Source organism: Dactylosporangium sp. CA-152071, from assembly GCF_050936335.1.
Taxonomy (GTDB): Bacteria; Actinomycetota; Actinomycetes; order Mycobacteriales; family Micromonosporaceae; genus Dactylosporangium; species Dactylosporangium maewongense.
The window spans coordinates 3,826,546-3,852,841 of record NZ_JBNJMZ010000002.1 but is presented as its reverse complement, the minus strand read 5'-3'; the positions used below and the strand labels follow the sequence as shown (position 1 = coordinate 3,852,841).

Sequence of the window (26,296 nt, the reverse complement as noted above, 5' to 3'; positions counted from 1 at the left end):
TGCAAACGCTTGTAGGGCCGTAGGGTGGGATTCGCGAGACGCCGGTCACGTTCTGGAATCGTTGCTGTGCGCGGCGGTTGACTCGTAATGTCACGGCGGCAGTCCGAGGAGAGGCGCGCATCCATGCTGAGCGACAGTGAGCACGTCACCATCCCGCAGGAGTCCGACGACCGGCACGCCCCACCGGCGACCGTCGTCATCTTCGGCGCCTCGGGTGACCTCACCCGGCGCAAGCTGATCCCCGCGATCGAGAGCCTCGCCAGGCACAACCGGCTCACCGAGCAGTTCGCCGTGGTCGGCGTCGCCCGGACGCCGATGGACGACGACCAGTTCATCCACGCCGTCCTCGGCGACCGCGGCCTGTCCGGCATGCCGCAGCTCAACGGCGCCGTGCGGTACATCGCCGGCGGCTACGACGACCCGGAGACCTACAAGCGGCTCGCCACCGTGCTCGACGACCTCGACCGCGACCGGGGCACCGCCGGCAACCGGATCTTCTACCTGTCGACGCCCGCCGAGGCGTTCCCGCTCGTCATCAACGGCCTCGCCGGCGCCGGCCTGCACCGCGCCCGCGAAGGGTCGTTCGCCCGGCTGGTCATCGAGAAGCCGTACGGGCACAACGAGGCCAGCGCGAAGCAGCTCGACACCACGGTGCACGCCGCGTTCGACGAGTCGCAGGTCTTCCGCATCGACCACTACCTGGGCAAGGACACCGTCCAGAACGTGCTCGCGCTGCGCTTCGCCAACGCCATCTTCCAGCCGATCTGGGACCGCACCTGGGTCGACCACGTGCAGATCACCGTCGCGGAGACGCTCGGCGTCGGCACCCGCGGCAGCTTCTACGAGCACGCCGGCGCGATGCGCGACATCGTGCAGAACCACGTGCTGCAGGTCCTCGCGCTCGCGCTGATGGAGCCGCCCGCGTCGTTCAGCGCCGAGGCGGTCCGCAACGAGAAGGTGAAGCTCCTGCAGGCCATCCGCCTGCCCAGCGGGCGGGCCATCGACGACATCGCGGTCCGCGGCCAGTACACGCGCGGCGGCTCCCGCGAGGAGCTGATGGCCGGCTACCGTGAGGAGCCCGGCGTCGACCCGCTGTCGCGCACCGAGACCTTCGCCGCGCTGCGCCTCGACGTCGACAACTGGCGCTGGGCCGGCGTGCCGTTCTACGTCCGCACCGGCAAGCGCCTGCCGAGCCGGGTCACCGAGGTCGCCCTGCAGTTCCAGCGCCCGCCGCACCTGCCGATCCCCAACCGGCAGCTGACCGAGCTCCAGCCCGACGCCCTCATCCTGCGCATCCAGCCCGACGAGGGCATCGCCCTGCGCTTCGGCGCGAAGGTCCCGGGCCACTCGTTCCGCGTCCGCTCGGCGAGCATGGACTTCTCCTACGACAAGACCTTCCGCGAGGAGTCCCCGGAGGCCTACGAGCGGCTCCTGCTCGACGCCCTCATCGGCGACACGACTCTCTTCATCCGCTCCGACGAGGTCGAGCAGTGCTGGCGCATCGTCGACCCGATCCTGGAGCGCTGGGCCGAGGACACCGGCCCGATCCCGACGTACGAGGCCGCCTCCTGGGGCCCCACCGAAGCCAACCGCCTCATCGAACGCAGCGGGCGCGCCTGGCGCAACACTGTCTCCCGCCCTTAGCCTTCGGCTATAGCTCGCCTCCCCACCGCTGCCGCGGCGGGGCCCGCCGGGGGATTCTCACCCCGGACCCCCAATGCTCGCTGTGCTCGCACAGCCAGCGCTTCGCGCGGCCGGATTGCGCATCCGCGCCCATCCGGTGGTTGCCCTCCGCGGTGGGGGTTTCTCATGATCCGGAAGACTTTGTGTCGCTATGGCACAATGCCGCGTAGTTAAGCGGTTTCCTGGGTGGCTGGTGGCAGGGTTTCGATGGTGTAGGTGGCGTGTGTGCTGGTGACGCCGGGTTTCTTGCTTGGGTATGGCTTGGTGGGTCGTTTGACCACTCTGGGGCTGCTGCGGGTGCGTCGGGTTGGGATCTGTTCGGTGAGGAGGTGGTCTTCGAGTTCGAGGAGGGCTTCGGTCATGGGTTGCCCGGCGACGATCGCCAGGTTGGTGATCTTCAGTTGGATGATGCGGAGGCAGGTGAGGAACGACAACGTGTCCGGGTCGAGGTGTTGGCTGGTGGCGATGTCGGTGATCAGGTGTCGCAGTGTTTGGTAGACGATCAGGTGTGCCCACAGTTCTTGGCGCACGTCCTGTGGCTGGCGGGAGCGCAGGATGACGTCCGGGCCGCGGAGCCAGGTCTTGAGGTCGGCGTAGCCGGTTTCCTGTTCCCATCGTTCGTGGTAGCAGGCGGCCAGGTCGGCTGCTGATGCCAGGTCCGGATCGAGCAGGCTGGTCATCAGCCGGACGTGTTCGCGGCGGCTGGTGCGCCCGTGTGGGCCGGTTGTGGTGATGGTGATGGCGTACCGCACCACCCGGACCGTGATCGCGGTGGCGCCTGCGGCTCGTTCGGCTCTGGACGGGTTGATCCGTGACAGCCATGATCCGTCGGGGAGTACGTGGTGCACGGGTAGCAGCCGGTCGGCTTTGACCCGCCACAGCAGATGCGCGCCCCGGGCGCGGGCTTGCTGCCACAGCTGGTAGCTGCAGAAGTTGCGGTCGGCGAGCAGCAGCATGTCGGGGCCGAGGCCGCCGAGCAGGTGTCCGGCCAGCGCGACCTCACCGCCATGACCGAAGGCGGCAGCGACGACCGCGCGGGTGCCGCACTCGATCAGCACGTTGAGCCACAGCCGGGGATAACCACCGACGTTGCCGCCCCCGCCACGAGACCGGCCGAACGCCTCGGCGTTGCCCGGGCTGTCGGGCACGGTGATCGTGGTCCCGTCCCAGGCGACCTTACGCAACCCGAACGCGAACACCCCGGGCGTGTGCGCTTGTCCGCACGCCCCCCGCAGGCGGGTGAACAGCCACGCCAGCGGCGCCTCGCCGAGCCGCCGCCGCGCCTGCGTGAACGCCGAACGAGTCGGTGCCAGCCGGGCCAGCCCCGGCCATCCGGACACCATCTGCCGCCACACATGGGTGTATCCGTTACCCGAGAACACCACCATCGCCAGGACGAACAACACCACCAGCCGAGCCGGCAGCAACCGCACCCGCCGCTGCCCGACCCCGGTCGCCGCGACCGCCTCGTCGATCAACGAGCCCGGGACAACCTGCGACAACACACCCAGCCCAAGCTGTCGCCACGCCGGTTCGGCCGTCATGGAAGAATCCACGCTCAACGGAGCCCCTGTATCAAGTTGGATCTTGGTCGACCAACCTTCTACAGGGGCTTCGCCATACCCGCAAACCCGCAGCCCAACAACCAGGAAACCGCTTAACTACGCGGCATTGCGCTATGGCAGCACAAAGTCTTCCGGATCATGGAAAACGGGGTCAGGGCCATTCGGTGGCGTTGGTGGCGTTGAGGGTGCCTGGGGGGTCGACGACGACGCAGAAGGTGATGCCGGCGGGGTCGCGCATGGTCCACCAGCGGTCGTGGCGGTCGAGGCGGGTCGCGCCCAGTGACTCCAGGCGGGCGACCTCGGCCTCCAGGTCGTCGGTGTGGAAGTCCAGGTGGACCCGCGGCGCGCCGTCGCCGAGGCGCTGGGTCAGCAGGACCAGGTCGTGGCCCGGGATGCGGGCGCCGTGGAAGTCCGGGTACTTGCCGACGCGCTCCAGCGGGGCGCCGAGCGCGCCCCGCCAGAACGTGACGGTCGTGTCCTCGTCGGTCGCGGGCACGTCCAGGACGATGGTGTACAGCCTGCTGTAGTGAGCCACAGCGGGAATCTACGCCGCCAGGAGGATCGAGGTACGAAGGGCCGGGGCGCCGTCGACCGGGGCCGGGTCCTCGTCGGTGGGGGCGACGCCGCCCGCGGCGATCCGGTCCAGGGTGTGCAGGCCGAGCGGACGGACGCTGCCGAAGATCGTGTAGTTGGGGCGCAGCGCCGAGTCGGCGAACACGAGGAAGAACTGGCTGCCGTTGGTGTCGGGGCCGGCGTTGGCCATGGCGAGCACGCCGCGGGCGTACACCTTGCGGGCGCCGGTCGGGTCGGTCGGGGCCGGCGGCAGGTCGGTCGGCAGCTCGTCCTTGTACTTGTAGCCCGGGCCGCCCTCGCCGGTGCCGGACGGGTCGCCGCACTGCAGGACCTTCAGCGTCGGGTACGTCGTCAGCCGGTGGCAGATCGTGCGGTTGTAGAAGCCGTGCCGGGTCAGGTGCAGGAAGCTCTGCACCGTGCACGGCGCCTGCGCCCGGTCCAGGGTCAGCGGGATCAGGCCCAGGTTGGTGAAGAGCGTGACGGTCACCGTGCCGCGCGACGGCGTGTGCCGCGGGTCGCGGGGCAGTGGCACCGGCCGGACCGCCGGGTCGTCGGGTGTCGGGGTGTACGCGCACGGCCCGGTCGTCGGTCCGCCGGGAGCGGCGGCCGAGGCGGGTGTGGGTGCGACGGCGAACGCCGCCACCGCGAGCATGACCACGACGGCACGGATCCGGACCACGTTGTCCTCCATCGAAGATTGGGAATCTTTTAGAGGTCTAACGGATGTCGATGTACCGCGTCAAGGCCGATGCCCGTTTGGGCACGGATCGGCGGCATAGCAGCGGCGGTGCCCCTTCCCGTTGTTCACCTCTTGCATGTCCGGCGTGCGCACACGGCCGCGCCTGTTGGACATGCGCTGTCCCGAGCGTGTGTCCCAGAGGGTGGGCGTGCCGGGTGGACGAAGGGGTAGCTGGTGCAACAATCGAGGTTCGTCTTCTTAGCGTTGGCCGCGGCGGCCGCCGATGACGGCACGGTAGCCGAGGCCACGACCTGGATGCTGGTCTCGCCGAACAACCGGCCGCTGGGCAGAGCGGCAAGGCTGTTCGAGACCTACGGAGCCTGCCGCGACGCGGTGCTGCACCTGCGGGCCGGGTTCGCCGGCGCGAGCAGCGCGGTCGCCGCGGTGGAGTCCAGCGGGCAGTGGGTCTGGCGGGTGGAGCTGGACGGCAGCACCGTCGGAATGTCCAGTCGTTCCTATCTGCGCGCAAGGGAATGCCACTACAACCTCGAGCGCTTCCTGGAAGCCGTGCCGGCGGCGGTCGTGGTGGCCGGCACCCGCAGTGTCCGAGGCGGTCATCCCCTGGTGCTCGGCGCCGGCGGTGACACGGCGGTCCTCTCGCCGCGCCCGGCGCCGCGGGGCGCCCGGGGTCCGTACGCCGACCGCCCCCGTCTCGGGGAGCGCGACGTGCGGGCCCAGGGCGCCCGCCTGATGTACCGGGCGACCCCCGGCAACCCGCCGGCATGACGGTCGTCGAAGCGCCCTCCGAGGCCACCGGCGCCGGGGAGGCCGACGCGCCGCGCCCGCTGAAGTGGCGCCCGTCCCCGGCGGACCGCGTGTTCCGCGGCGTCGCCCGGGGTGCGGGCGCGATGGTGCTGCTGGTGGCGCTGCTCGTGGGGTCGTTCCTGGCGTACCGGGCGGTCACCGCGCTCAAGGTGGTGCGCTGGAGCTTCTTCACGACCAAGGGGTGGGAGCCCGACCCGCTGGAGGGGAGCTTCGGCATCGCCGCCGTCGTGCCGGGCACGGTCATCATCGCCGGGATCGCGATCGTCCTGGCGGTGCCGGTCGCGGTCGGCACGGCGCTGTACATCTGCGAGTACGCGCCGCGGCGGATGCGCCGGATGCTGGTGACGCTGGTCGACATGATGGCGGCCGTGCCGAGCGTCGTCTACGGCCTGTTCGGCGTGTTCCTGCTGCAGCCCAACATCATCCACCTGTCGCGGTGGATCGCCACGTACCTCGGCTGGATCCCGATCTTCGAGGTCGCCGACTACGACACGGCCAACCCGCTGTCGAGCATCACCGTGTTCACCGCGTCGAGCTTCGTCGCGGGGACGGTCGTGGCGATGATGGTCACCCCGATCATCTGCTCGATCTCGCGCGAGGTCTTCTCGCAGGCGCCGATCGGGGAGCGGGAGGGTGCCTACGCCCTCGGAGGCACCCGCTGGGGCATGATCCGCACCGTCGTCCTGCCGTACGGCCGCGGCGGCGTCATCGGCGGCTCGATGCTCGGCCTGGGCCGGGCGCTCGGCGAGACCATCGCCGTCTACATGATCATCTCGCCGGTGTTCGACATCCAGTGGCACGTGCTGCAGACCGGCGCGATCTCGGTGTCGTCGCTGATCGCGCTGCGCTACGGCGACTCGGCCGACTTCGCCGTCTCCGCGCTGATGGCCGCGGGCCTCGCGCTGTTCCTGATGACCCTGCTGGTCAACTTCGCCGCGTCGATCGTCATCGGCCGCACCCGCTCCGGAGCCGGCACATGACCTCCACCGACACCGCCCGGACGGCCGGACAGCCGGACACGGCCCCGGGGACCGGGCAGACGCACCACCACGCCGTCGCGGCGGCTGATCAGGCGCAGGACCAGGGCCACGCCACCGCGACCGCCGGGCACGCGCAGGACCAGGGGCACGCTGCCGCGGCGATCGAGCGGACCCGCGTCGACCTGACGAAGCCCGACGGGACCCGGAGCGAGCCGGACACCGCGACCCGGGCAGCCGGTCCGGTGAAGGCGGCCGATGGGGGGCCGCGGCACGCGCGCCCCGACACGGCCCTCACGTTCGTGCGGCGCCCGCTGCCCGAGGCGGCCCCGGGGGAGGAGCGGCGCCGCGAGCTGCGCGCCGGCCGGCGCCTCGACCGGCTCAACGTGACCGGCGCGCTGCTGGCCGCGCTCGCGTTCACCGCCCTGTTGTTCGGCCAGATCGCCCCGTTCGACGGCGTGCTCGGCTTCATCGTCGTGACGTTCCTGGCGTTCCTGGCGTTCCTCGGGCTGCTGACGTCCCTCACCGAGGACGGGCCGGCGATCCGCGACCGGATCGCCGCGGCGGTCATGACCGGCGTCGGCATGTTGCTGTTGCTGCTGCTCGTGGTCGTCGTCGGCTTCACCTTCTGGCGGGCCTGGCCGGCGCTGGTGCACGTCAACTTCTGGATCGAGGACATGAGCGTCGTGCAGCCGACGAGCCCGCTGAACGTCGGCGGGGCGCTGCACGCGATCGTCGGCACGCTCGAGCAGATGGGCATCGCGCTGACGCTGTCGGTGCCGCTCGGCATCACCTGCGCGGTGTTCCTGGGCGAGATTCCGGGCCGCTTCAGCCGGTTCGTGCGCACGCTCGTCGAGGCGATGACGGCGCTGCCGTCGATCGTCGCCGGCCTGTTCGTCTACGCCGGCCTCATCCTGGCGCTCGACCAGCAGAAGTCGGGCCTGGCGGCCGGGATCGCGCTGTCGGTGATGACGCTGCCGATCATCATCCGCGCCTCCGACGTGGTGCTGCGGCTCGTGCCCGGGACGCTGAAGGAGGCGTCGTTCGCGCTGGGCGCCTCCCAGTGGCGCACCGTCTGGCACGTGGTCCTGCCGACGGCCCGGTCCGGCCTGACGACCGCCGTCATCCTCGGCACCGCGCGCGGCATCGGGGAGACCTCGCCGGTGCTCATCACCGCCGGTTTCACCCAGTTCATGGCCCTCAACCCGGCGGCCGGCCCGCAGGTGTCGCTGCCCCTGCTGGTGTTCAACAGCGTGCGCTTCCCGCAGGAAGAGATGATCATCCGCGGCTTCGGCGCCGGCGCGGTGCTCATGCTGCTCGTCCTGGTGCTCTTCGTGGCGGCCCGGATCATCGGCGGCCGCGGGCCCGGCGAGCTGTCCTCCGGGCAGCTCAGGCGCCGGGCCGTCGCATCCGCCCTCGACGTCAAGCGGTTCCAGCGCCGCGAGCAGGCCGACCTCGACGGTGCACCGTCCCAGAGCCGCCCGCAGGCGGATCCCGACAAGGAGATGTCCGATGTTCCGTAGCGTCGCCAAGACCGCCGCCGGGGTCGTCCTCGGGCTTCTGGCCATCGCGGCGCAGCCGAACCCCGCGTACGCCGCACCCATCAAGGTGCAGATCGCCGGCGCCGGCTCCACCTGGAGCCAGCCGGCCCTGCGCGCGTGGATCGGCAACGTCACCCAGTTCGGCCTGAAGGTGTCCTACGCCGACACCGGCTCGACCGACGGCCGCAAGCAGTTCGCCAACGGCAAGGTCGACTTCGGCATCTCCGAGATCCCGTACGGCATGCCCGACAGCGCCACCCGCGACATCGACTCGCCGCCGACCGGCCGGGGCTACGCCTACATGCCGATCGTCGCCGGCGGCACCTCGTTCATGTACAACCTGACCATCGGCGGCAAGCGGGTCACCAACCTGCGCCTGGCCGGCGACACGATCGCGAAGATCTTCACGAACAAGATCACGTTCTGGGACGACCCGCAGATCAAGCGGGACAACCCGAAGCTGCCCCTGCCCAACCGGAAGATCATCCCGGTGGTGCGCTCGGACGGCTCCGGCACCAGCGCCCAGTTCACGCTCTGGCTCAGCAAGCAGCACCAGGACGTCTGGGGCGAGTTCTGCCGGTCGGTCGGGCGCAACCAGAGCCCGTGCGGCCTGACCTCCTACTTCCCCGTGATCAGCGGCAAGAACATCGGGCAGAGCGGGTCCAACGGCGTCTCCGGCTACGTCGCGCAGCCGCGGTACGAGGGCGCGATCACCTACGTCGAGTACTCCTACGCCAAGACCGCCAAGTTCCCGGTGGTGAAGGTGCTCAACAAGAAGGGGTACTTCGTCGAGCCGACGGACACGGCGGTGGCGGTGGCGATGACCCACGCGACGATCAACGCCGACCTGACCCAGAACCTCGACAACGTCTACACCAACGAAGACAAGCGCACCTACCCGCTGTCGTCCTACTCGTACATGGTGCTGCCGACCGACCTGCGGATGCAGATGAACGAGAACAAAGGCTTCACCCTCGCGGAGTTCGCGCACTACTTCCTGTGCAAGGGGCAGGCCCAGGTGGACGACCTCGGGTACTCGCCGCTGCCGAGGAACCTCGTGGACGCCGCCGCGGCGCAGGTCGCGCGGATCCCGGGCAGCGCCGCGTCGCCGTGGGACGTGACGAAGTGCCAGAACCCGACGTTCGGCCCCAACGGCGAGAACGCGCTGGCGACGACGGCGCCGTACCCGCCGGAGTGCGACAACGTCCAGAGCGGCGACCAGTGCACCACGGGCACCGGCGGCGCCGGCCCCACGACCGTCGGCGGCGGGAGCGGTAGCGGCGGTGGCGGGACCGGTGGTACGGCGACCGCGGGCCCGTCGGCCTCGGCGTCGGCCTCGGCCGCCGTCGTCGACCCGGACACCGGCGAGACCCTCGACGCGGCGCGAGCCGCCGGCGGCAACGACGTGGCCGGCGTGCCGGTGTCGCTGGACCAGGCCGGCACCTGGGGGCTGCGCCGGGCGCTGATGATCGTCGCCGGCGCGCTGCTGATCGGGCTGATCTTCGGCCCGCCGATGCTGTCCCGGTCCCTCGGCGGCCGGCGCGACCGTGACGGCGGCCGGCGATGAGCGCCACGGTCGCCACGGGAACCACCGGGCAACAGCCGGCACCGGACGACCTGCCGCCGCCACGCGGTGCGGCGCGGGCGGTGTGGAAGCGCCGGCTGGCCGGCGCCGGCGTCGTCGGCGTGCTGTTGCTCGCCACGCTCGTGCGGGGCGCCACCGCGACCGCCGGCGACACGTTCGTCCCGCCGCTCGGCGTCGACGTGCCGACGTCGTCGGCGAAGACGATCACGGTGAAGCCGGGCGAGGCCGGCGGCGACTTCGACGGCACCGAGATCACCGTGTCGCAGACCCGCGACCTCGGCAACCAGGGCATCACCATCTCCTGGAAGAACGCCCCGCCGACCCCCGACGCCACGATCGGCCAGAACGTGTTCGCGTTCATGCAGTGCTGGGGCGACCCCGACGCGCCGGACCCGTTCCACGAGGGGGCCGCGAAGGACCCGTTGTGGGGGCGGGAGACGTGCCAGTTCGGCGCGCTGCTGGACACGCCCGTGTGGGGCGGGGACAAGGCACCCGGCGGCGGGACGATCCGCACCGTGGGCATCAACGGCCTGCCCGACCCGGCCGAGACGCTGCCCCCGGACGCGGTCATCGCGCCGTTCCGCTCGGTCAAGGGCACGCGGATCGGCCACGGCGGCAGGAGTGACCCCTACCCGGGGAACCTCGACCCGCAGACGACCGGCTCGGACGTCATCATGTCCGAGTACTTCGACAAGAACAAAACCAACGAGATCCCCTACGGCTACACCGCCGGCGACGGCACCGGCCGGGTCGTGTTCGAGGCGCAGACCGACATGGAGGCGCCGCACCTCGGCTGCGGACTGCCGGACTCCGGCGGCGTCATCCAGCCGTGCTGGCTGGTGATCGTGCCGCGCGGGCACCACGACCCGCTGACCGGCGACAAGCTCGACGGCACCGACGTCCCCGTCAACGGCTCGCCGCTGGCCGCCACCCACTGGAAGCACCGCATCGCGGTCCGGCTGGACTTCCGGTCGGTCCAGACGCCGTGCCCGATCGACCAGGCCGAGCGTGCGACGGTCGGTTCGGAGATGGCCGCACCGGCGATGCAGGCGTGGCAGCCGGCGCTGTGCGGCAGGACCGGCAACGTGTACGGCTACACGCCGACGTCGGAGGACGAGACGTCCAGCGCGGTCCTCGGCACCGGCGACAACTCGCCCGGGCTCGGGTTCACCTCGAGCCCGGTGGTCGGCGTGCCGGGCGGCCCGCCGCCGGTGCACGCGCCGGTGGCCCTGTCGTCGGTCGTCGTCGCGTTCACCATCGACAACCAGGTGAACCCCGGGTCGACGAACCCGGAGGAGGAGCTGCTGCGGGCCAGGCAGGTCAACGGGATGCGGCTCACCCCGAAGCTGGTGGCGAAGCTGCTGACCTCGTCCTACCAGCGCGACATCCCCGACGGGTCGAAGGCCGAGCACCTCAAGGACAACTACCGGACGATCCTCGCCGACCCCGAGTTCATCACGATCAACCCCGACTTCCGGTTCTCCCGGGCCAACCGCGACATCCAGCCGGTGATGGTGCCGCTGGGCGGCTCCGCGGCGAACCGGGCGGTGTGGGCCTGGATCCTCGCCGACAAGGCCGCCCGCGACTTCCTGTCCGGCGTCCCGGACCCGGAGCACAAAGACCCGGTCACCGGCGTCACGTACCACATGAAGGTCAACTCGTACTACCAGGACTTCGGCCTCGACGGCGTGGTGCCGGACCGGTTCCCGAAGTCGGACCCCACCTGCAGCGATCCGCGACCGGACCTCAAGCTGGACCTGAGGGTGTGCATCTTCAACAAGCAGCCCTACACGTCGTCGATGACCGACGGGGCGCAGCAGACGCTGAAGGCTGACACCCACTCCGAGGTCGAGTTCGACGAGGCGAAGTACCAGAGCAGTGACCACCAGATCGTCACGCTCAAGCGGGCGGCGCCGCAGACGAAGGGCAACCGGTGGGTCATGGCGATCACCGACTCGGCGTCGGCGGCCCGCTTCGGCCTGTACTCGGCGAGCCTGCTCAACGGCAGCGACCCCACCGACCTGAACGCCTACGTCACGCCGACGAAGCAGAGCCTGCAGGCGGCGGTCGCGGCGATGGGACCGACGGCCAACCCCGACGTCCTGGCGCTGGACCCGGCGCTGAAGAAGCCGGGCGCGTACCCGCTGACGATGCTCACCTACGCCGCCGTCGACCCGAGCCGCGGGCAGGCGCTGCGGGAGGCGTACGCGAAGCTCATCGAGTTCGTCGCGGGAGACGGGCAGAACGAGGGCGTCTCCGTCGGGAACCTGCCACCCGGGTACGTGCCGCTGCCGGACTCGCTGAAGGCCAAGGCCCGCAGCGCCGCCGAGATGGTCAGGCGCGGCTGGACGGCGCCGCCGACACCTGCGGCGACCACGACCACCGCGGCGCCGGTCACGGGGGGCACCCTGCCCGCCCGCGGGTCCGTGCCGTCGGCCGCGCCGACCAGTGCCCGGCCGAGCCTGTCGGCCGCGCCGGTGCCGGCGGCCCGGGCCACGGATCCGGAGCCCGTCGAGTGGGCGCAGCGGTACCTGCTGTCGATGATCCTCGGCGCGGGGCTGCTCGCGGCCGCCGCGGGCCCCGTGCTGACCGGGCTGGCCCGCCGACGCGAACGCCGGTGAGCCTGTTCATCCGGCCTACATGTTGGCGACCGGCCCCGCACGAACCGCCTGCGAATGATGACCACGCTCGACCCTCGCAAACCCTGAAGCAGAAGGGGAAACGCATGAAGGTGCTGACCTTCGGACGGGCTGTCAGCCTCGGCCTCGCGGTCGCCGCTGTCACCCTCACGGTCACCGCGGCACCCGCCGCCGCCAACCCGCCGGCCGGCGAGTACCGCCAGCTGGCCGGCGTCGGCTCCGACACGACCCAGGACGTGCTGAACGGTCTCGGCGAGACCGTCACCAGCGGCGGCTCGAAGGTGATCGCGTCCTACGACGCCCGCCCGGCCGGCCTGATCAAGACCAAGACCACCGGCTGCGAGTTCAACCGTCCCGACGGCTCCGGCGCCGGCCGGACCGCCCTCAAGGCGTCCGAGAACGACGGTGGCAACGTCTACCAGGGCGTCAACGTCACCGGCTGCATCGACTTCGCCCGCTCCTCCAGCTACGGCGGTGGCTCCTCGCCGCAGACCACGGGCAACTACACGTACATCCCGTTCGGGGTGGACGCGGTGTCGTTCGCGGTCAACACCGACAGCGACCTGCCGACCAGCCTGACCTTCGTGCAGCTGCAGCGCATCTACCGCTGCCTGACCACGGTCGTCAGCGGTGTGCCGGTCAAGCCGCTGCTGGTCCAGTCCGGCTCGGGCACCCGGTCCTTCTGGCTCAGCAAGATGGGCATCGCCGAGGCCGACATCGCCAACGGTGACTACCCGTGCATCGTGCAGACGGTGAACGGCGCGCCGATCCAGGAGCACGACGCCCGGGTCCTCGCCGGCCACAACGACTACATCATGCCGTTCTCGGTCGGCCAGTTCATCGCGCAGGGCAACGCCGCCACCATCGCGACCCAGACCGGCGTCGTGGTCGAGGACCGGCGCGGCACCTCCCGCATCGGCCGCGTCAACGGCCTCCAGCCGATCGTCAACGGCAAGCTCAACATCAACTTCCGTCCCCAGCTGATCCGTGACGTCTACAACGTGGTCCCGACCCGCCGCCTGGCGGAGCCGGTCATCGCGCAGACGTTCGTCGGCGCCACGTCCGCGGTCTGCGTCAACCAGTCGGTCATCGAGCTCTTCGGGTTCGGTTTCCGCACCACGGCCGGCGCCACCCTGTTCGAGGGTGTCTGCGGCTCGACCTCGCTGAAGGCCGCGTCCTGAGCACCGCGGCCCCCCTGTAAGGCCAACCGGCCGGGCGTCCACTGTGGACGCCCGGCCATCCCTGTCGAGACGAGGATCTCCCCATGCGCCTGCGCCGAACCGCCGCGGTGGCCGCCGCCGTCACCGTGACCGCCGTGACCCTGCCCGGGCCCCTGACGGCCCCGGCCCACGCCGCGCCGCTCGGCTCGATCACCGTGACGCCGGCGACCGGCAGCGTGGACACCGACCCGATGTTCGCCACGGCGACCGCGTCGGCGGCCTGCCCGGCGAACTACGGCACCAACGCCGGCCTGCGCATCGCGCGGGCGGGCACGTCGCAGTTCGCGAACCTGACCCGGGTCGGCGACGACGGCAACTACGACGCCGTGCCGCCCACGCTGCGGCCGAACCGGTCGATGCGCGCCGCCTTCGGCACGACGCCGATCACCGACGGCGACTACACGCTCGTCATCGTCTGCACCGGCGAGAGCGCCGGCGACCACCCCGACGTCTTCAGCACCACGATCCGGGTCGCCGGCACCACCTGGACCGCGGGCGGTGGCGGCCCCGGCCCCACGACCGGCCCGACCACCGGGCCCACCGGCGGGCCCGGCAGCAGCAGCAACAAGCAGACCCTCAACATGCAGGTCGACCCCGCGGCGACGAGCGCCTCGCCGTCGCCGACCGGCACGCCCGGCGGCGGCCTGCCGCGCACCGGCTCGGCGGTCGCCCGCACCGCGGCCATCGGCCTCGGGCTGGTGGCCGCCGGTGTCCTGATCGTCCGCCTCGTCCGCCGGCGGAGGCTGGCATGAGCGAGCCGGAGCGCGGCGCAGGCGGCGGCGCGACCGACGGCGAGCCGCAGTACACGACCTGGGTGGGCGGCGCCTCCGCGGTCACCGTGATGATCCCGCCGGCGGAGCCGGCGATCGACGTGACGTTCGAGGAGCCCGACCGGACCGACAGGATCGAGAAACCGGACAGGGCGGTCCCGCCACCGGACCAGCCGGCGTCGGGGCTGCGGATCGCGGGCACCGGGCTGAGCATCCTCGCGGTGCTGCTCGTCGGCTTCACGCTGCACGTGACGCTGCTGTCGCAGCTCGGGTACGGCCGGGTGCAGCAGACCGCGTACGCCGACTTCCGCGGCGCACTCGCCGAGGCGACCGCACCCGTCGGCCAGATCGGCCCCGACGGCAAGCTGCTGCCCCTCGGCACGCCCGTCGCCGTGCTGCGCATCCCCGCGCTCGGCGTCCAGCAGGTCGTGTTCGAGGGCACCACCGGCGGCGTCATGCAGTCCGGCCCCGGCCACCGCCGCGACACGCCGCTGCCCGGCCAGGCCGGCACGAGCGTCATCATGGGCCGTAACGCCGCCTACGGCGCCCCGTTCGCGGGGCTGTTCCGGCTCAACTCCGGCGACCGGGTCGAGGTCGTCACCGGCCAGGGCGAGTTCACGTTCGTGGTGCTCGGCGTGCGGCACGCCGGCGACCTGACCCCGGCGCCGGTCGCGCCCGGGCGCAGCCGGGTCACGCTGATGACCGCCGCCGGGACGATGTTCTTCCCGTCCGACGTCGTGCGGGTCGACGCCGACCTCGACAACGGCACCGAGACGGTTCCGGCGCCGCCGCGGCAGCTCGGGTACGCACAGCTGCCGGCGTCGGAGAAGGTGCTCGCCGGCGACGACTCGGCCTGGATGCCGCTGGTCCTGTGGGGGCAGCTGCTGCTCGCCGCGGGCCTTGGCGTCACCTGGGCGCGGCGGCGCTGGGGCGGCGTGCAGGCGTGGGTCGTCGGCGTCCCCGTCCTCGCCGTGATCGGCACCGCCACGTCCGACGTCGCCGTCCGGCTGCTGCCGAACGTCCTGTGACCACACCGATTGCGAGGGCCCTGCCGTGACGAGCACGACGCTCGACCCGTCCACCGTCGACTCCCCGACGACCGCCGAGCTGGACGCGCGGAACATCTCCGCGTGGTTCGGCGGTCACAAGGTCCTCGACCGCGTCTCGCTGCGGATGCCGGCGGGGCAGGTCACGGCGCTCATCGGCCCGTCCGGCTGCGGCAAGTCGACGTTCCTGCGCATCCTCAACCGGATGCACGAGCTGGTGCCCGGCGCCGAGCTCGCCGGGGAGGTGCTGCTGGACGGCGAGGACCTCTACGACCCGTCGCGGCGCATCACCGACGCCCGGCGGCACGTCGGCATGGTGTTCCAGAAGCCCAACCCGTTCCCGGCGATGTCCATCTACGACAACGTCCTGGCCGGGCTGAAGCTCACCGCCGTGCGGGCGTCCCGCCGCACCAAGGACGACCTGGTCGAGGAGTGCCTGCGCAAGGCCGGGCTGTGGCACGAGGTCCAGACGCGGCTGCGCTCGCCCGGGGGCGCCCTGTCCGGCGGCCAGCAGCAGCGGCTGTGCATCGCCCGGTCCCTCGCGGTGCGGCCGCGGGTGCTGCTGATGGACGAGCCGTGCTCCGCGCTGGACCCGACCTCGACCCGGCGGATCGAGGAGACGATCGGCGAGCTGTCCACCGAGGTCACCATCGTCATCGTCACCCACAACATGCAGCAGGCGCAGCGGGTGTCGCAGCACTGCGCGTTCTTCCTCGCCGAGCAGGGCACCCCCGGCGTCATCGTCGAGCACGGCCTGACCAAGGCGATGTTCGACACCCCGCAGGACCGCCGCACCGCCGACTACGTGCACGGCCGCTTCGGATAAAAGCGCCGTTTCGGAACGGGCGACACCTCGAATTCGCTTTGCGCATGTCCGGCGTATGAGTTGGCCTGCCCGCCGGGAAACGCCGCGCCGAAAACCTGATCGAGCAACGCAAGAGCGCCTCTTTCGAGTAGAGGAAGTGATTCATGAAGGGTCCGAAGTCCCTGCTGGTCCGGGCGGTCGTCGTGGCCGCCGCGGCCTCCGTGGCGGTCGTCGGCCTCGCCGCGGCCCCGGCCAACGCCGCTGACCTGGGCACGCTCACGCTCACGCCCACCCAGGGCCTGACCACCACCAACCCGGCGCTGTCGGCGCTGACGTCGGCGGCCTGCCCCGCGAACTACGGCACCAACGCGGGTCTGAAGATCGGCAAGGTCGGCAGCGGCGACTACCGCAACCTCGCCCGCGTCGGCGACGCCGCCAACTACGACCAGGCCGCGTTCACGCTCGACGCGAACCGGTCCATGGTTTCGGCGTACGGCGGCACCGCGCTCAGCAACGGCGACTACGAGATCGCCGTGCTGTGCACCGGCGAGTCGACCGGTGACCACCCGGACCTGTTCCGCACGGTCATCACGGTCACGGGTGAGAACTGGAAGGTGAAGGGCGGCGCCGAGCCGGCCGTGCCGACCACCACCACCCTCGCGGCCGCCCCGGCGAGCCCGCAGGTCGCCGGCACCCCGGTGACCCTGACCGCGACCGTGGCCCCGGCCGCGGCGACCGGCTCGGTCACGTTCAACCGCGGCGCGACCGCGATCGGCACCGCGCCGGTCGTCAACGGCACCGCGACCCTCTCGGTCAACAACCTGCCGGTGGGCGCGTTCTCGCTCTCGGCGACGTACACGCCCGACTCGGCGGCGTACCTTGCCTCCACGTCGGCGAACCTGGCCTACACGATCACCGCGCCGGCCGGCTCCATCACCAAGGAGCAGACCATCACCGGTGACATCGCGCCGGGCCAGTTCTCGCTCAACGTTGCCGGCACCACCGTCGCGCTGACCGGCGGCTCCGTCGGCGGCCAGGCGACCGGCAACCTGAACAAGGCCACCGTCGTGGACCTGCGCGGCACCAACGCCGGGTGGAACCTCGTCGGCCAGGTCAGCGACTTCACCGGTGCCACCAGCACCATCCCGGGCACGAACCTCGGCTGGACCCCGTCGTCGGTCAAGGTCAGCGGCTCCGGCGCGGTGGTCACCGGCACGAACGCGACGGGGCTCGGCAGCCCGTCGACCCTGTGCAAGTCGAACGTCGGCAGCAGCGCCGGCACGTTCGAGTGCGGCGCCGGCCTGACCCTGGTCATCCCGGACAACGTCGCGCCCGGTGCGTACAGCGCCACCCTGACGCTGACGCTCGCCTGATCGGTTCATCCAAGCAGGGTGCGGTCCTCACGGGCCGCACCCTTGCGTCGTAGGAGGTCTCCCGTGCGTCGAATGCTTCTCGTCTTGGCGGTTGCCGCGTCGGTACTGGTAGCGCCCGCTCCCGCGGAGGCGCGCGAGGGCGACGGCCTGCGCTGGGCGGTGACCCCGTCGGGTCCGGAGGGCCCGAACGGCCGCGCCGCCTACGACTTCGAGGCGAAGCCCGGTGACGTCATCACCGACATGGTCGGCGTCAGCAATCTCAGCGACGCCCCGATCACCTTCACCGTCTACTCCACGGACGCGTTCACCGCGCCCGACGGTGCCTTCGCGCTGCTGACCGGGACGACCCAGCCGAACGACATCGGCTCGTGGACGGACCTGACCCCGAAGTCCTACACGGTGCAGCCGAAGAAGCGCGCCGACATCGCCTTCACGCTCCGCGTGCCCACCAACGCCACACCCGGCGACCACGCCGGCGGGATCGTCGCCTCGGTCATCGAGCGCCAGACGAACCCGCAGGGCCAGCAGGTCAACGTCGACCGCCGCATCGCCGCCCGGATGTACCTGCGGGTCGCCGGCCCGGTCCAGCCGCTCGTGCAGGTGTCCTCGCTCAACGTCGTCTACGGCTCGCCCGCGCTGCCGTTCGGCACCGGCGACCTGGTCGTCACGTACCGGCTGAAGAACGCCGGCAACGTCCGCGTGCACGGCACCGCCAAGGTCCGCGCCAGCGGCCTGCTCGGCGTCTCCCTCGGCGAGAGCGAGGAGATCACGGTGCCGGAGATGCTGCCGGGCGCGGAGCTGAGCGTCCAGAAGCGCATCCCGGGCGTCATGTCGCTGGGGCGCCTGACGGCCGCCGTGACGGTCAACGCGGAGGCGAAGGAGGGCCGGCTGCCGATCGCCAGCCGCAGCGCCGCCGTGTGGGCGTCGCCGTGGGGGCTCGTCGGCCTGCTGGTCCTGGTGCTGGGCGCGGTCGCGCTGGTCGTCCGCTGGCGGCTGCGCCGCCGCCTGCTGCGGGCCTGACCGTCACCGCCGGCGCAGGGCCGACTCGGGGATCGGCCCGCGAAACTGCCGCACGACGGCGGTGCCCCAGCCGAGATGCCACTCGTCGGCCTCGGCGTGGAAGGCGCCGCGCAGCTCGTGCCAGTGCAGCCCCGGGTGCCGGTGGTGCACGCTGTGCAGGTTGAACGCCAGCACGAACAGCTCCAGGGGCCGGGGCAGCCGCAGGTTCATCGCCTCCAGCGGGCGCTCCAGCTCCGTGCGGTAGTGGTAGGCGTTGTCGGCGAGCGACACCAGCAGCGCCCGCCCGCCGACGGCGACCGCGAGCATCCACGCGTGCCGCCCGTAGCCCACGGCCGAGCCGGCGTAGGTGACGACCACCGCCAGGGACTCGACGCGGAAGCGGCGCAGCGTGTCCCGCTTCGAGACCCGCTCGAAGAGCAGCCCGGTGACGGAGTCGAGGGAGTCGGTGCGGCGCACCAGCCACCGCCACCCGGCGGCGGGCACGGCGGCGAGGACCACCGACGCGGCCTCCAGCACGTAGAGGCCGCCGAGCAGGCGCGGATAGTAGCCGCGGGCGGCGGCGAGCCAGGTGGTGACCGCGGGGTCGTAGACCTCGGTCCGTTCGCGGCGGGTGCGGCTGTACCGGTGGTGCAGCAGATGCCCGGCCTTCAGCAGCGAGAACGGGGCGCCGTAGCCGGTCGCGAGGACCCTGGCGAGGCGGTCGTTCCAGGTCCGGTCGCGCAGGAGGGTGCCGTGGATCCCCTCGTGGATGAGCGACCACAGCGGCACGGTGGTGAGCGCGAGGGGGACGAGCAGCCAGCCCCAGCGCGGGTCGGCGGGCAGCAGCCACACCGGCAGGATCAGCAGTTGCAGCACGAGCGTGCCGGCGGCGGCGGTGGTCAGTACCCCCGAGATCAATGTCTGACGGGCAGCCATGCCCGAAAGGTAGCGCCGGTAGGAGAACTCAGCCTGAACTGTCGCGGACGGTCAGTGTGGTGGGGAACGTGCCGTGCCAGCCGGGCCCGGTCTCCCCGCCGAGCAGCGCCCGGGTGGCGGCGGCCGCCATCTCCTCGACCGGCTGGCGGACCGAGGTCAGCGGCGGCGTCGTACACGTGGCGATGAGACTGTCGTCGAAGCCGATGACCGCCACGTCCTCGGGGACCCGCAGGCCCACCGCGGCGAGCGCCTGCAGCGCCCCGGAGGCCATCAGGTCGCACGCGACGAACAGCGCGTCGATGTCCGGGTGCTCGGCCAGGAGCCGCCGGGTGATCTCCGCGCCCGACGTCCGGTTGAACTCGCCGGCCTCGCCGGTGATCGGCTCGAGCCCCGCGTCGCGGACCGCGGCGAGGTAGCCCGCGCGGCGGTCGACGGCGTCGGCGATGTGCTCCGGCCCGGGCACGGCCGCGATGCGCTTGCGGCCGTTGCGGTGCAGCAGCTGGACCGCCGCGTACGCGCCCGTCGTGTTGTCCGGCACGATCGACGGCACGGGCGCCGCGGTGCGCCCCATCGACACCACGCGCGGGCAGACCGCGTGGAAGGCGGCGGCGAGCGGGGCGGGCACGTTGACGAGGATCGCGCCGGCGCTCACGGTGTGCGCGACGCGGTCGAGCAGCCGCGGCGCGTCGGCCTGCCCGACGACGTGCACGCGCATCTGCGCCTCGGACCGCCGCAGCCCGTCGATGATCCCGGCGACGACCCGCCCGTAGTAGGGGTTGGTGCCGAAGCACGTCGGCTCGTCGTCGATGACGATGAGCTCGACGACGTCACCGTGCCCGCGGGCGAGCGCCCGGGCGACCGGGTCGGGCCGGTAGCCGAGCCGCTCGACGGCCCGGTCCACCAGCTCGCGGACGTCCGCCGCGACGCGCGGGTTGCCGTTGATGACCCGCGAGACGGTGGCCCGGGACACCCCGGCGGCCTGCGCGACGTCGTCCAGGGTGGGGCGCTTGTGCTGCACCGCACCAACCCTAGCGCTCTGCCACCGCCCGGGTGTGCCGCCGGACACCTCGGCGGCCCGGCACGGGCAGGTCCGGGGGCGGCGCTGGCACGATTGGTTCATGATCAGGCCGTTGCTGGAGGTCATCGCCCTCGACGCCGTGGACGCGCGGCTGGCGCTGGAGGGCGGGGCGGACCGGGTGGAGCTGGTCAGCGACATGGCGGCCGACGGTCTCAGCCCGGCGCCGGCGACCGTGGCGGCGGTCCGGGACGCCGCCGGCCTGCCGGTCCGGGTGATGGTGCGCACCGCCGCGGGCTTCGCCGCCGGCGATCTCCGGTCCCTGCGGCGCACCGCGAAGGATCTCCGGGCGGCCGGCGCCGCCGAGTTCGTCCTGGGCTTCCTCACCCCGGACGGCGCGGTGGACCTGCCCGCGGTCCTGGAGGTCCTGGAGGTTCTGGACGGCGCGCCGTGGACCTTCCACCGGGCGATCGACCACACGGCCGACCGGCCCGCCGCCTGGGCCGCGATCACCGGTCTGCCCGGCCTGGACGCCGTGCTGACCTCGGGCGCCCCGACCGGCCTGCCGGACGGCCTCGCCACGCTCCTCGCGGAGGCCCCCACCCGGCCGCAGGTCCTCGCCGGCGGCGGCCTGCGGCACGAGCACGTCGCCCCGCTGCGGGCGGCCGGCGTGACCGCGTTCCACTCCGGCAGCGCGGTCCGCGAGGGCGGCACCTGGACGACCCCCGTCGACCCCGTCCTGGTGCGCGACCTGCGCCGCACCCTGGACGGCTGACCCGGCCGCCCCTACCGGGTGGTGGCGGGCCACGTGTCCATGAACCCACGCTCCTGGTAGACGTCCTGCCAGGTGACCCCGCCGGTGTCCGTAGTGCCGGCGGCGAGGATCTCACCGGTGGCCGGGTCCACGACGAGCACCTGGGCGGGGTGGTCGCCGGGGCTGGGCAGGGGGCCGGCGCCCTGGGGCGCGGTCACCGCGACGCCGGTGCGGCCGATCGGGTCGGTCATCGTGCCGGCGCAGGTGACCCCGTCGGTGCGGGCGAGGAACCGCAGCAGCGCGGCCCGGTGCTCAGCGTCCAGGACGCGGGCGCGGACGAGGTCGCCGGCGCCGACGAGCGCCTGCGACGGGCCGTTCTCCCGCGGCTGGTACAGGGCGGCGGCCATGGCGAGCGGGTCGGCGGCGGGGACGGAGGCGCGGCTGACCTGGTCGGCGGGGACGTCCTCGGCCCTGGACACCGCCTTCGGGAGCTGGCCGGGGTTGGCGCGGAAGTAGGCCTCGGACGTCTCGTCGGGGAACGCCAGCTGCACGACCATGGCCGTGCGGCGCTGCGAGCCGTCGCCGGCGGTCCACGTGGACGTCTCGACCCGGTAGGACGCGCGCGCGAACCCGCCGTCCTTCATCTGCACCGTGCGGCCGCTGAGCGACGACGTCCGCAGGTACTCGTAGGCGCCCTTCGCGGTGTCGTGCGGCGCGGCCCCCATGTCGCCGGCGATCTGGTCGAGGCAGCCGGCGGAGGCCGCGCTCGGCGTCGCCGGGACCGTCGTAGCCGGGGCCTTCGTCGCCGGGGCCGGTGGCGCCGCGGGGTCGGCCGCGGGCCGGGTGAGGACGGCGACGGCCGCGCTGGCGACCGCGGCCACCGCGACGCCCACCGCGACCGCGACGAGGGCCCGCCGGCGGCGGTCGGGGACGCGCACCTCGTAGGTGGTGACGTCGTGGGCGGCGCGCCGCAGCAGCGCCTCCACGTCGCCGGGGGGGACGGGCACGTCGCGGGCCGGGTCGGCGGCGGCGAGGAGGTCCAGGGTCCGGTCGTTCATCGGGCACCTCCGAGGCGGGCCGGTGTCGGGGCTTCGGCGAGGAGGTCGGTGAGGCGCCGGCGGGCGCGGTGCAGGCGCACCTTCGCCGCGGTGACGCCGCAGCCGAGCACGAGCGCGGCCTCGCCGACGGCGAGCTGCTCCCACGCTACGAGCCGCAGGATCTCCTGGTCGTCGTCGGAGAGGCGGGCGAGCGCGGCCCGCACGTCGAGCAGCGCGGTGACCCCGTCGTGCCGGTCGGCGGCGGGGTGCTCTGCGAGCTCGACGGTCGGCGGGGCGGACCGCTGCGCCCGCCGCTGGTTGGCGAGCAGGCGGCGGGCCACCCCGTACAGCCACGGCAGCGCTTGCGGGGGCACGTCCCAGCGGCGGCGCCAGGCGACCAGGAACACCTCCTGGGCCAGCTCCTCCGCGGCCGCGGTGCCGTCCAGCCGGCGCAGGCAGTAGCGCACGACGTCGGCGTAGTTCCGGGCGTACACGGCCCGGAACCAGCCGGTGTCACGATCGTCGTCCATACCCCGTTCTATGTCGCCGCAGGGGGAGTGGTTACAGCAGGCTCCGCAGATATCCGAGATTGTCCGCGGTCCGCTCCGCCAGGGGCACCTCGGTGGAGAAGTCCTCGACGGTGACCCAGCCGTCGTAGCCGTGCGCGGCGAGCGCCCGCAGGTAGCGGCCGACGTGGGCCTGCCCGGTCCGCAGCGGCGCCCAGTCGTGCGCCCAGGTGACGGTGCCGTCGGCGGCGGTGTCCACGGGCCGCCACGCGACGTTCTTCACGTGGACGTGCTGCAGGTAGGGGCCGAGCAGCTCGAACGCGGCGCGGTGGTCCTCGTGCCCCTCGATGACGAGGTTGCCGAGGTCGTGGATGACCCCGACGTGCCGCGGGTCGAGCCCGTCGACGAGGCGCATCGCGGCGGACGCCGACGACACGATCGTCTCGTGGTGCAGCTCGATGAGGATCGTGACGCCGTGCCGCTCGGCGAGCCCGGTCGCCCACTCGAGGTCCTTGCGGGTGGCGTCGAACAGGTCCGGGTAGCGGCCGGTCGACAGCAGCGGCATGGTGACCCGGACCCGGCCCGCGCCGAGGATCGCGGTGGCGGCGAGGAGCCGGGCGACGTCGTCGTGCTCGAAGCTGCGCGCGTAGCCGCCGACACCGGAGAACTCGAGGCCGGCGCCGCGGGTGAGGGCGGCGATCTCCGGCAGCGCAGCCTCCAGGCCGGTCAGCGGCCAGGTGGCCCGGTTGCCCTTCCAGAAGCCGGGCTGGTCGGCGTCATCCTGGTCGACGACGCGCCACTCGACGCCGTCCCAGCCCTGCGCGGCGAGGTGCCGCACGACCTCGTCGGGCGCCCAGTCGGGCGTCGATGCGGTGAAGACCGAGAACCTCACGCCTGAACCTCCTGTGTCGAAACCACCGGCTGCACGTCGTCGTGGACGCCGTCGAGGACCTGGTCGAACAGCACCGGCCGGTCGAGCGTGGCCGCCACGTACACGGCCCGCACCGTGGCGAGGGCCAGGAGGCCGTCCGCGACCCGTACCCCGGGAAGCCGCCGCTCGTCGATGGCGTCGACGAGGTCCTGGTACTGGCGCAGGTGCCCGACGACGAAGCCGTCCGCCGGTTTGGGCGCGCCGTACAGGTCCTCGGCGGCGACGAGGTCGGCGGCCGTCTCCCCGGTGTCGGCGCTGTGGAAGTACTCCAGCTGGTCGTCGTGCAGCACGGCGGAGCCGCGGGTGCCGTGCAGCTGCAGCCGCACCGGCAGGCCGGGGTGGGCGCTGGTGCTGGCGTGCAGCACGGCGAGCGCGCCGCCGGCGAAGCGGAGCGTGGCGACGGCGAGGTCCTCGACCTCGATCCGCTCGTGCGCGATCCGGGTCGTGCGGGCGGTGACCTCGACCGGCGGGCCGAGCAGCGCCAGCATCTGGTCGACGAGGTGGATGCCCTGGTTGGCGACGGCGCCGCCGCCGTCGAACTCCCACGTGCCGCGCCAGTCGGCGGAGTCGTAGTAGGCCTGGTCCCGCCACCACGGCATGGACACGACCGCGGACGTGAGCCGGCCGAGCCGGCCCTCGCGCGCGGCCCGCCGCACGGCGACCATCGCCGGGTCGAACCGGTGCTGGCTGACGACGGCGCAGACGAGCCCGCGCTGCTCGGCCTCCGCGGCGACCTTCGCGAACGCGCGGGCCTTCGGCAGCGACACGTCCAGGGGCTTCTCGACGAGCAGGTGCGCGCCGGACCGCAGGGTCTCCTCGGCGGCCTCGACGTGCAGGCCGCTGGGCGTGCAGATCGCGACGAGGTCCACCCGCTCCGCGGCGAGCGCGGCACCCAGGGTGCGGTGGCAGGACGGCGGCGGGTCGATCCGGGCGGCCAGGGCCGCGTTCGCGGCGTCGACCGCGTCGATCAGGGCCACGATCCGTAGCCGGGGATGGCGCAGGATCGCGTCGGCGTGGTTGCCGCCGATGATGCCGCTGCCGACGATCGCCACGTTGATCAGGTCTGTCATTTCACTCCCCCGGCGGTCAGGCCGCCGACCAGGAACCGTTGGAACACCAGGTACAGCACTACCACCGGCAGCGCGCAGATCAGCGCGGAGGCCATCAGCTGCCCGTAGATCGGGATGGCGCCGCCCTCCTGCGTGGCGCCGAACACCTGCAGGGCCACCGCGACGGTGCGGCTGTCGGGGTTGGTCATCACGGAGGCGAACAGCACGTCGTTCCACCCGAGGAGGAACGCGAAGATGCTCGCCACGACGAGGCCGGGCCAGCTGAGCGGGATGACGATCGAGCGGAGGATCCGCCACGAGGACGCGCCGTCGAGGCGGGCGGCCTCGTCGAGCTCCGCGGGCAGCCCCCGCAGGTACGTCACCATCACCCAGGTCGAGAACGGCAGCGCGAACGTCAGGTACGTGACGAACAGCGCCCACCTGGTGCCGATGACCTGCACGCCGAGGACCGCGGACAGGTTCGCGAACAGCACGAACACCGGCAGCAGCATCAGCGTGCCGGGGATCGACTGCAGCGCCAGGAGGCCGCGCAGGATCAGGCCGCGGCCGAGGAACTGGAACCGCACGAGGACGTACGCGGTGGCGACGGCGACGAGCGCGGACACCACGGCGACGCTGCCGGCGACGACCACGCTGTTGCCGAGCCCGGCGCCGAGGTCGACGGTCGACCAGATCTTGCTGTAGTTGTCCAGGTGCAGGCTCGTCGGCCAGAACGCGCCGCGGGCGACGGCGAGGTCGTCGTTGACGGACGCGAACAGCATGTACAGCACCGGCGTCAGCACGAACACCAGCAGGACCGCGATGACCACCGCCTGCACGCTTCTCGGCAGGAGCCGCTGTACGTCAGTCCTCATGCTGGTTCAGCCTCACCGCGCGCAGGTACACCGACAGAGGGATCGCCACCAGGATCAGCGACAGCACGGCCATGGCGGCGCTGAGCCCGAACCGGAAGTTCTGGAAGCTCTCGACGTAGGTCAGCACGGGCAGCACCTCGACGTCGTGCGGGGCGGGCACCCCGAACAGCACGTACGGCAGCGTGAAGCTGTTGAGGTTGTGCAGGAACGCGATGATGAGCGCCAGGGCGAGGACGCCGCGCAGGTGCGGGAAGACCACGTGGCGCAGCTTCGCCCACCAGCCGGCGCCGTCGAGCGCGGCCGCCTCGTGCACCTCCTCGGCGATGCTCTGCAGGCCCGACGCCGCCAGCAGGTACAGCAGCGGCCACGACGTCCAGAGCTGCACGACGACGAGCGTCCAGTAGCTGTCGGGGCCGTTGAGCCACAGGCGCTGGTCGCCGAGCAGCGAGTTCGCCGGGCCGGACGGCATGAGGATCGTGCGCCACACCGTGCCGACGACGAACGCCGGCAGCACGTACGGGATGAGGAACGCCGACCGGACCAGCGCGCGGCCCTTGAAGCGCTGCTGGGTGGCGAGCGCGGCGGCGAGGCCGATCGGCAGGGTGGCGACGGTGACCAGGGCCGAGTAGCCGACGGAGACCCAGATGGCGTGCGGCAGGGCGGTGTCGGTGACCGCCTCGACGTAGTTGTCCAGCGCGATGAACGGCGCGCCGGTCCATTCACGCAGCGTGTACTGGTCGAGGTCGAGCAGGGACACGGTGAGCGCGACGCCGAGCGGCACCAGGATCACCAGGACGAGCAGGACGCCGCCCGGCGTCAGCATCCACAGTGGACGGTGCTTGGGGTGGCGGCGGGCCGGCGGCCCGGGCGTGGTGCCCCGGGCCGCCGGCGGTGCGGCAGTTTCGATCGCCAT

24 protein-coding genes are annotated in these 26,296 nt (G+C 72.4%); 13 read left to right on the top strand and 11 right to left on the bottom strand.

Annotation, left to right across the window (positions count from 1 at the left end; translation table 11 throughout):
- Window positions 1-123 precede the first annotated feature (123 nt).
- Entirely contained in the window at window positions 124-1,644 is a 1,521-nt protein-coding gene (gene zwf / locus ACQEVZ_RS57270) for a glucose-6-phosphate dehydrogenase (protein WP_344504737.1), read from the top strand.
- A gap of 209 nt (window positions 1,645-1,853) precedes the next feature.
- Here zwf and ACQEVZ_RS57265 read toward each other — a convergent pair whose 3' ends face one another.
- From ACQEVZ_RS57265 to ACQEVZ_RS57255, 3 genes are all read right to left on the bottom strand, one after another.
- Entirely contained in the window at window positions 1,854-3,185 is a 1,332-nt protein-coding gene (locus tag ACQEVZ_RS57265; protein ID WP_433384822.1) for an IS4 family transposase, read from the bottom strand.
- A 214-nt stretch (window positions 3,186-3,399) separates the two neighbouring features.
- Window positions 3,400-3,783, bottom strand: coding sequence for a VOC family protein (locus tag ACQEVZ_RS57260; RefSeq protein WP_433384819.1), 384 nt, complete (start codon window positions 3,781-3,783; stop codon window positions 3,400-3,402).
- A gap of 9 nt (window positions 3,784-3,792) precedes the next feature.
- Window positions 3,793-4,512, bottom strand: coding sequence for a peptidylprolyl isomerase (locus tag ACQEVZ_RS57255; RefSeq protein WP_354891003.1), 720 nt, complete (start codon window positions 4,510-4,512; stop codon window positions 3,793-3,795).
- A 222-nt stretch (window positions 4,513-4,734) separates the two neighbouring features.
- Between ACQEVZ_RS57255 and ACQEVZ_RS57250 the strand changes: the two genes are divergently transcribed.
- From ACQEVZ_RS57250 to ACQEVZ_RS57200, 11 genes are all read left to right on the top strand, one after another.
- Window positions 4,735-5,286 (top strand): hypothetical protein, encoded by a 552-nt coding sequence (locus tag ACQEVZ_RS57250; protein WP_433384815.1) that lies wholly within the window; start codon window positions 4,735-4,737, stop codon window positions 5,284-5,286.
- A complete protein-coding gene (gene pstC / locus ACQEVZ_RS57245; protein WP_344504742.1) occupies window positions 5,283-6,305 on the top strand; it encodes a phosphate ABC transporter permease subunit PstC in 1,023 nt (340 codons plus the stop codon). Before ACQEVZ_RS57250 ends, pstC begins: the two co-directional genes overlap by 4 nt.
- Window positions 6,302-7,825, top strand: a complete 1,524-nt coding sequence (pstA, locus tag ACQEVZ_RS57240; protein ID WP_433384812.1) for a phosphate ABC transporter permease PstA — start codon at window positions 6,302-6,304, stop codon at window positions 7,823-7,825. The genes pstC and pstA overlap by 4 nt, the downstream gene beginning before the upstream one ends.
- Entirely contained in the window at window positions 7,815-9,410 is a 1,596-nt protein-coding gene (gene pstS, locus ACQEVZ_RS57235; RefSeq protein ID WP_433384809.1) for a phosphate ABC transporter substrate-binding protein PstS, read from the top strand. Before pstA ends, pstS begins: the two co-directional genes overlap by 11 nt.
- Window positions 9,407-12,049 carry a hypothetical protein gene (locus tag ACQEVZ_RS57230; protein WP_433384806.1) on the top strand — a complete coding sequence of 881 codons (2,643 nt, stop codon included), beginning with the start codon at window positions 9,407-9,409 and terminating at the stop codon, window positions 12,047-12,049. The genes pstS and ACQEVZ_RS57230 overlap by 4 nt, the downstream gene beginning before the upstream one ends.
- A gap of 104 nt (window positions 12,050-12,153) precedes the next feature.
- Complete coding sequence (locus ACQEVZ_RS57225) at window positions 12,154-13,248, top strand: hypothetical protein (protein ID WP_433384803.1); 1,095 nt, start codon at window positions 12,154-12,156, stop codon at window positions 13,246-13,248.
- 83 nt (window positions 13,249-13,331) lie between these two features.
- Complete coding sequence (locus ACQEVZ_RS57220; protein ID WP_433384800.1) at window positions 13,332-14,039, top strand: hypothetical protein; 708 nt, start codon at window positions 13,332-13,334, stop codon at window positions 14,037-14,039.
- Window positions 14,036-15,085 (top strand): sortase, encoded by a 1,050-nt coding sequence (locus ACQEVZ_RS57215; protein ID WP_433384797.1) that lies wholly within the window; start codon window positions 14,036-14,038, stop codon window positions 15,083-15,085. The genes ACQEVZ_RS57220 and ACQEVZ_RS57215 overlap by 4 nt, the downstream gene beginning before the upstream one ends.
- Before the next feature lie 25 nt (window positions 15,086-15,110).
- The gene (locus ACQEVZ_RS57210; protein ID WP_433384794.1) at window positions 15,111-15,929 is read left to right on the top strand and encodes a phosphate ABC transporter ATP-binding protein; all 819 of its coding nucleotides are present in this window, start codon (window positions 15,111-15,113) and stop codon (window positions 15,927-15,929) included.
- Window positions 15,930-16,072: 143 nt separating this feature from the next.
- Entirely contained in the window at window positions 16,073-17,281 is a 1,209-nt protein-coding gene (locus ACQEVZ_RS57205) for an Ig-like domain repeat protein (protein WP_344504751.1), read from the top strand.
- Between the two features lie 72 nt (window positions 17,282-17,353).
- The gene (locus ACQEVZ_RS57200) at window positions 17,354-18,301 is read left to right on the top strand and encodes a WxL protein peptidoglycan domain-containing protein (protein ID WP_433384790.1); all 948 of its coding nucleotides are present in this window, start codon (window positions 17,354-17,356) and stop codon (window positions 18,299-18,301) included.
- A 3-nt stretch (window positions 18,302-18,304) separates the two neighbouring features.
- Here ACQEVZ_RS57200 and ACQEVZ_RS57195 read toward each other — a convergent pair whose 3' ends face one another.
- Both ACQEVZ_RS57195 and ACQEVZ_RS57190 read right to left on the bottom strand, forming a co-directional pair.
- A complete protein-coding gene (locus ACQEVZ_RS57195) occupies window positions 18,305-19,216 on the bottom strand; it encodes a fatty acid desaturase family protein (RefSeq protein WP_433384787.1) in 912 nt (303 codons plus the stop codon).
- Window positions 19,217-19,244: 28 nt separating this feature from the next.
- Entirely contained in the window at window positions 19,245-20,234 is a 990-nt protein-coding gene (locus ACQEVZ_RS57190) for a LacI family DNA-binding transcriptional regulator (protein WP_433384784.1), read from the bottom strand.
- A 100-nt stretch (window positions 20,235-20,334) separates the two neighbouring features.
- On the opposite strand from ACQEVZ_RS57190, the gene ACQEVZ_RS57185 reads away from it, so the two are divergent.
- Window positions 20,335-21,006, top strand: a complete 672-nt coding sequence (locus ACQEVZ_RS57185; protein ID WP_433384781.1) for a copper homeostasis protein CutC — start codon at window positions 20,335-20,337, stop codon at window positions 21,004-21,006.
- Window positions 21,007-21,017: 11 nt separating this feature from the next.
- On the opposite strand, the gene ACQEVZ_RS57180 is transcribed toward ACQEVZ_RS57185, so the two are convergent.
- From ACQEVZ_RS57180 to ACQEVZ_RS57155, 6 genes are read right to left on the bottom strand one after another with little or no spacing between them, the layout of a single operon-like run.
- The gene (locus tag ACQEVZ_RS57180) at window positions 21,018-22,043 is read right to left on the bottom strand and encodes a CU044_5270 family protein (protein ID WP_433384778.1); all 1,026 of its coding nucleotides are present in this window, start codon (window positions 22,041-22,043) and stop codon (window positions 21,018-21,020) included.
- Window positions 22,040-22,552 carry an RNA polymerase sigma factor gene (locus tag ACQEVZ_RS57175; protein WP_433384775.1) on the bottom strand — a complete coding sequence of 171 codons (513 nt, stop codon included), beginning with the start codon at window positions 22,550-22,552 and terminating at the stop codon, window positions 22,040-22,042. Before ACQEVZ_RS57175 ends, ACQEVZ_RS57180 begins: the two co-directional genes overlap by 4 nt.
- 31 nt (window positions 22,553-22,583) lie before the next feature.
- Window positions 22,584-23,420, bottom strand: a complete 837-nt coding sequence (locus ACQEVZ_RS57170) for a sugar phosphate isomerase/epimerase family protein (RefSeq protein ID WP_433384772.1) — start codon at window positions 23,418-23,420, stop codon at window positions 22,584-22,586.
- Window positions 23,417-24,529, bottom strand: a complete 1,113-nt coding sequence (locus tag ACQEVZ_RS57165; protein ID WP_433384769.1) for a Gfo/Idh/MocA family protein — start codon at window positions 24,527-24,529, stop codon at window positions 23,417-23,419. Before ACQEVZ_RS57165 ends, ACQEVZ_RS57170 begins: the two co-directional genes overlap by 4 nt.
- A complete protein-coding gene (locus ACQEVZ_RS57160) occupies window positions 24,526-25,383 on the bottom strand; it encodes a carbohydrate ABC transporter permease (protein ID WP_433384766.1) in 858 nt (285 codons plus the stop codon). The genes ACQEVZ_RS57165 and ACQEVZ_RS57160 overlap by 4 nt, the downstream gene beginning before the upstream one ends.
- On the bottom strand, window positions 25,373-26,296 hold the full coding sequence (locus ACQEVZ_RS57155; protein ID WP_433384763.1) for a carbohydrate ABC transporter permease: 924 nt from the start codon (window positions 26,294-26,296) through the stop codon (window positions 25,373-25,375). The genes ACQEVZ_RS57160 and ACQEVZ_RS57155 overlap by 11 nt, the downstream gene beginning before the upstream one ends.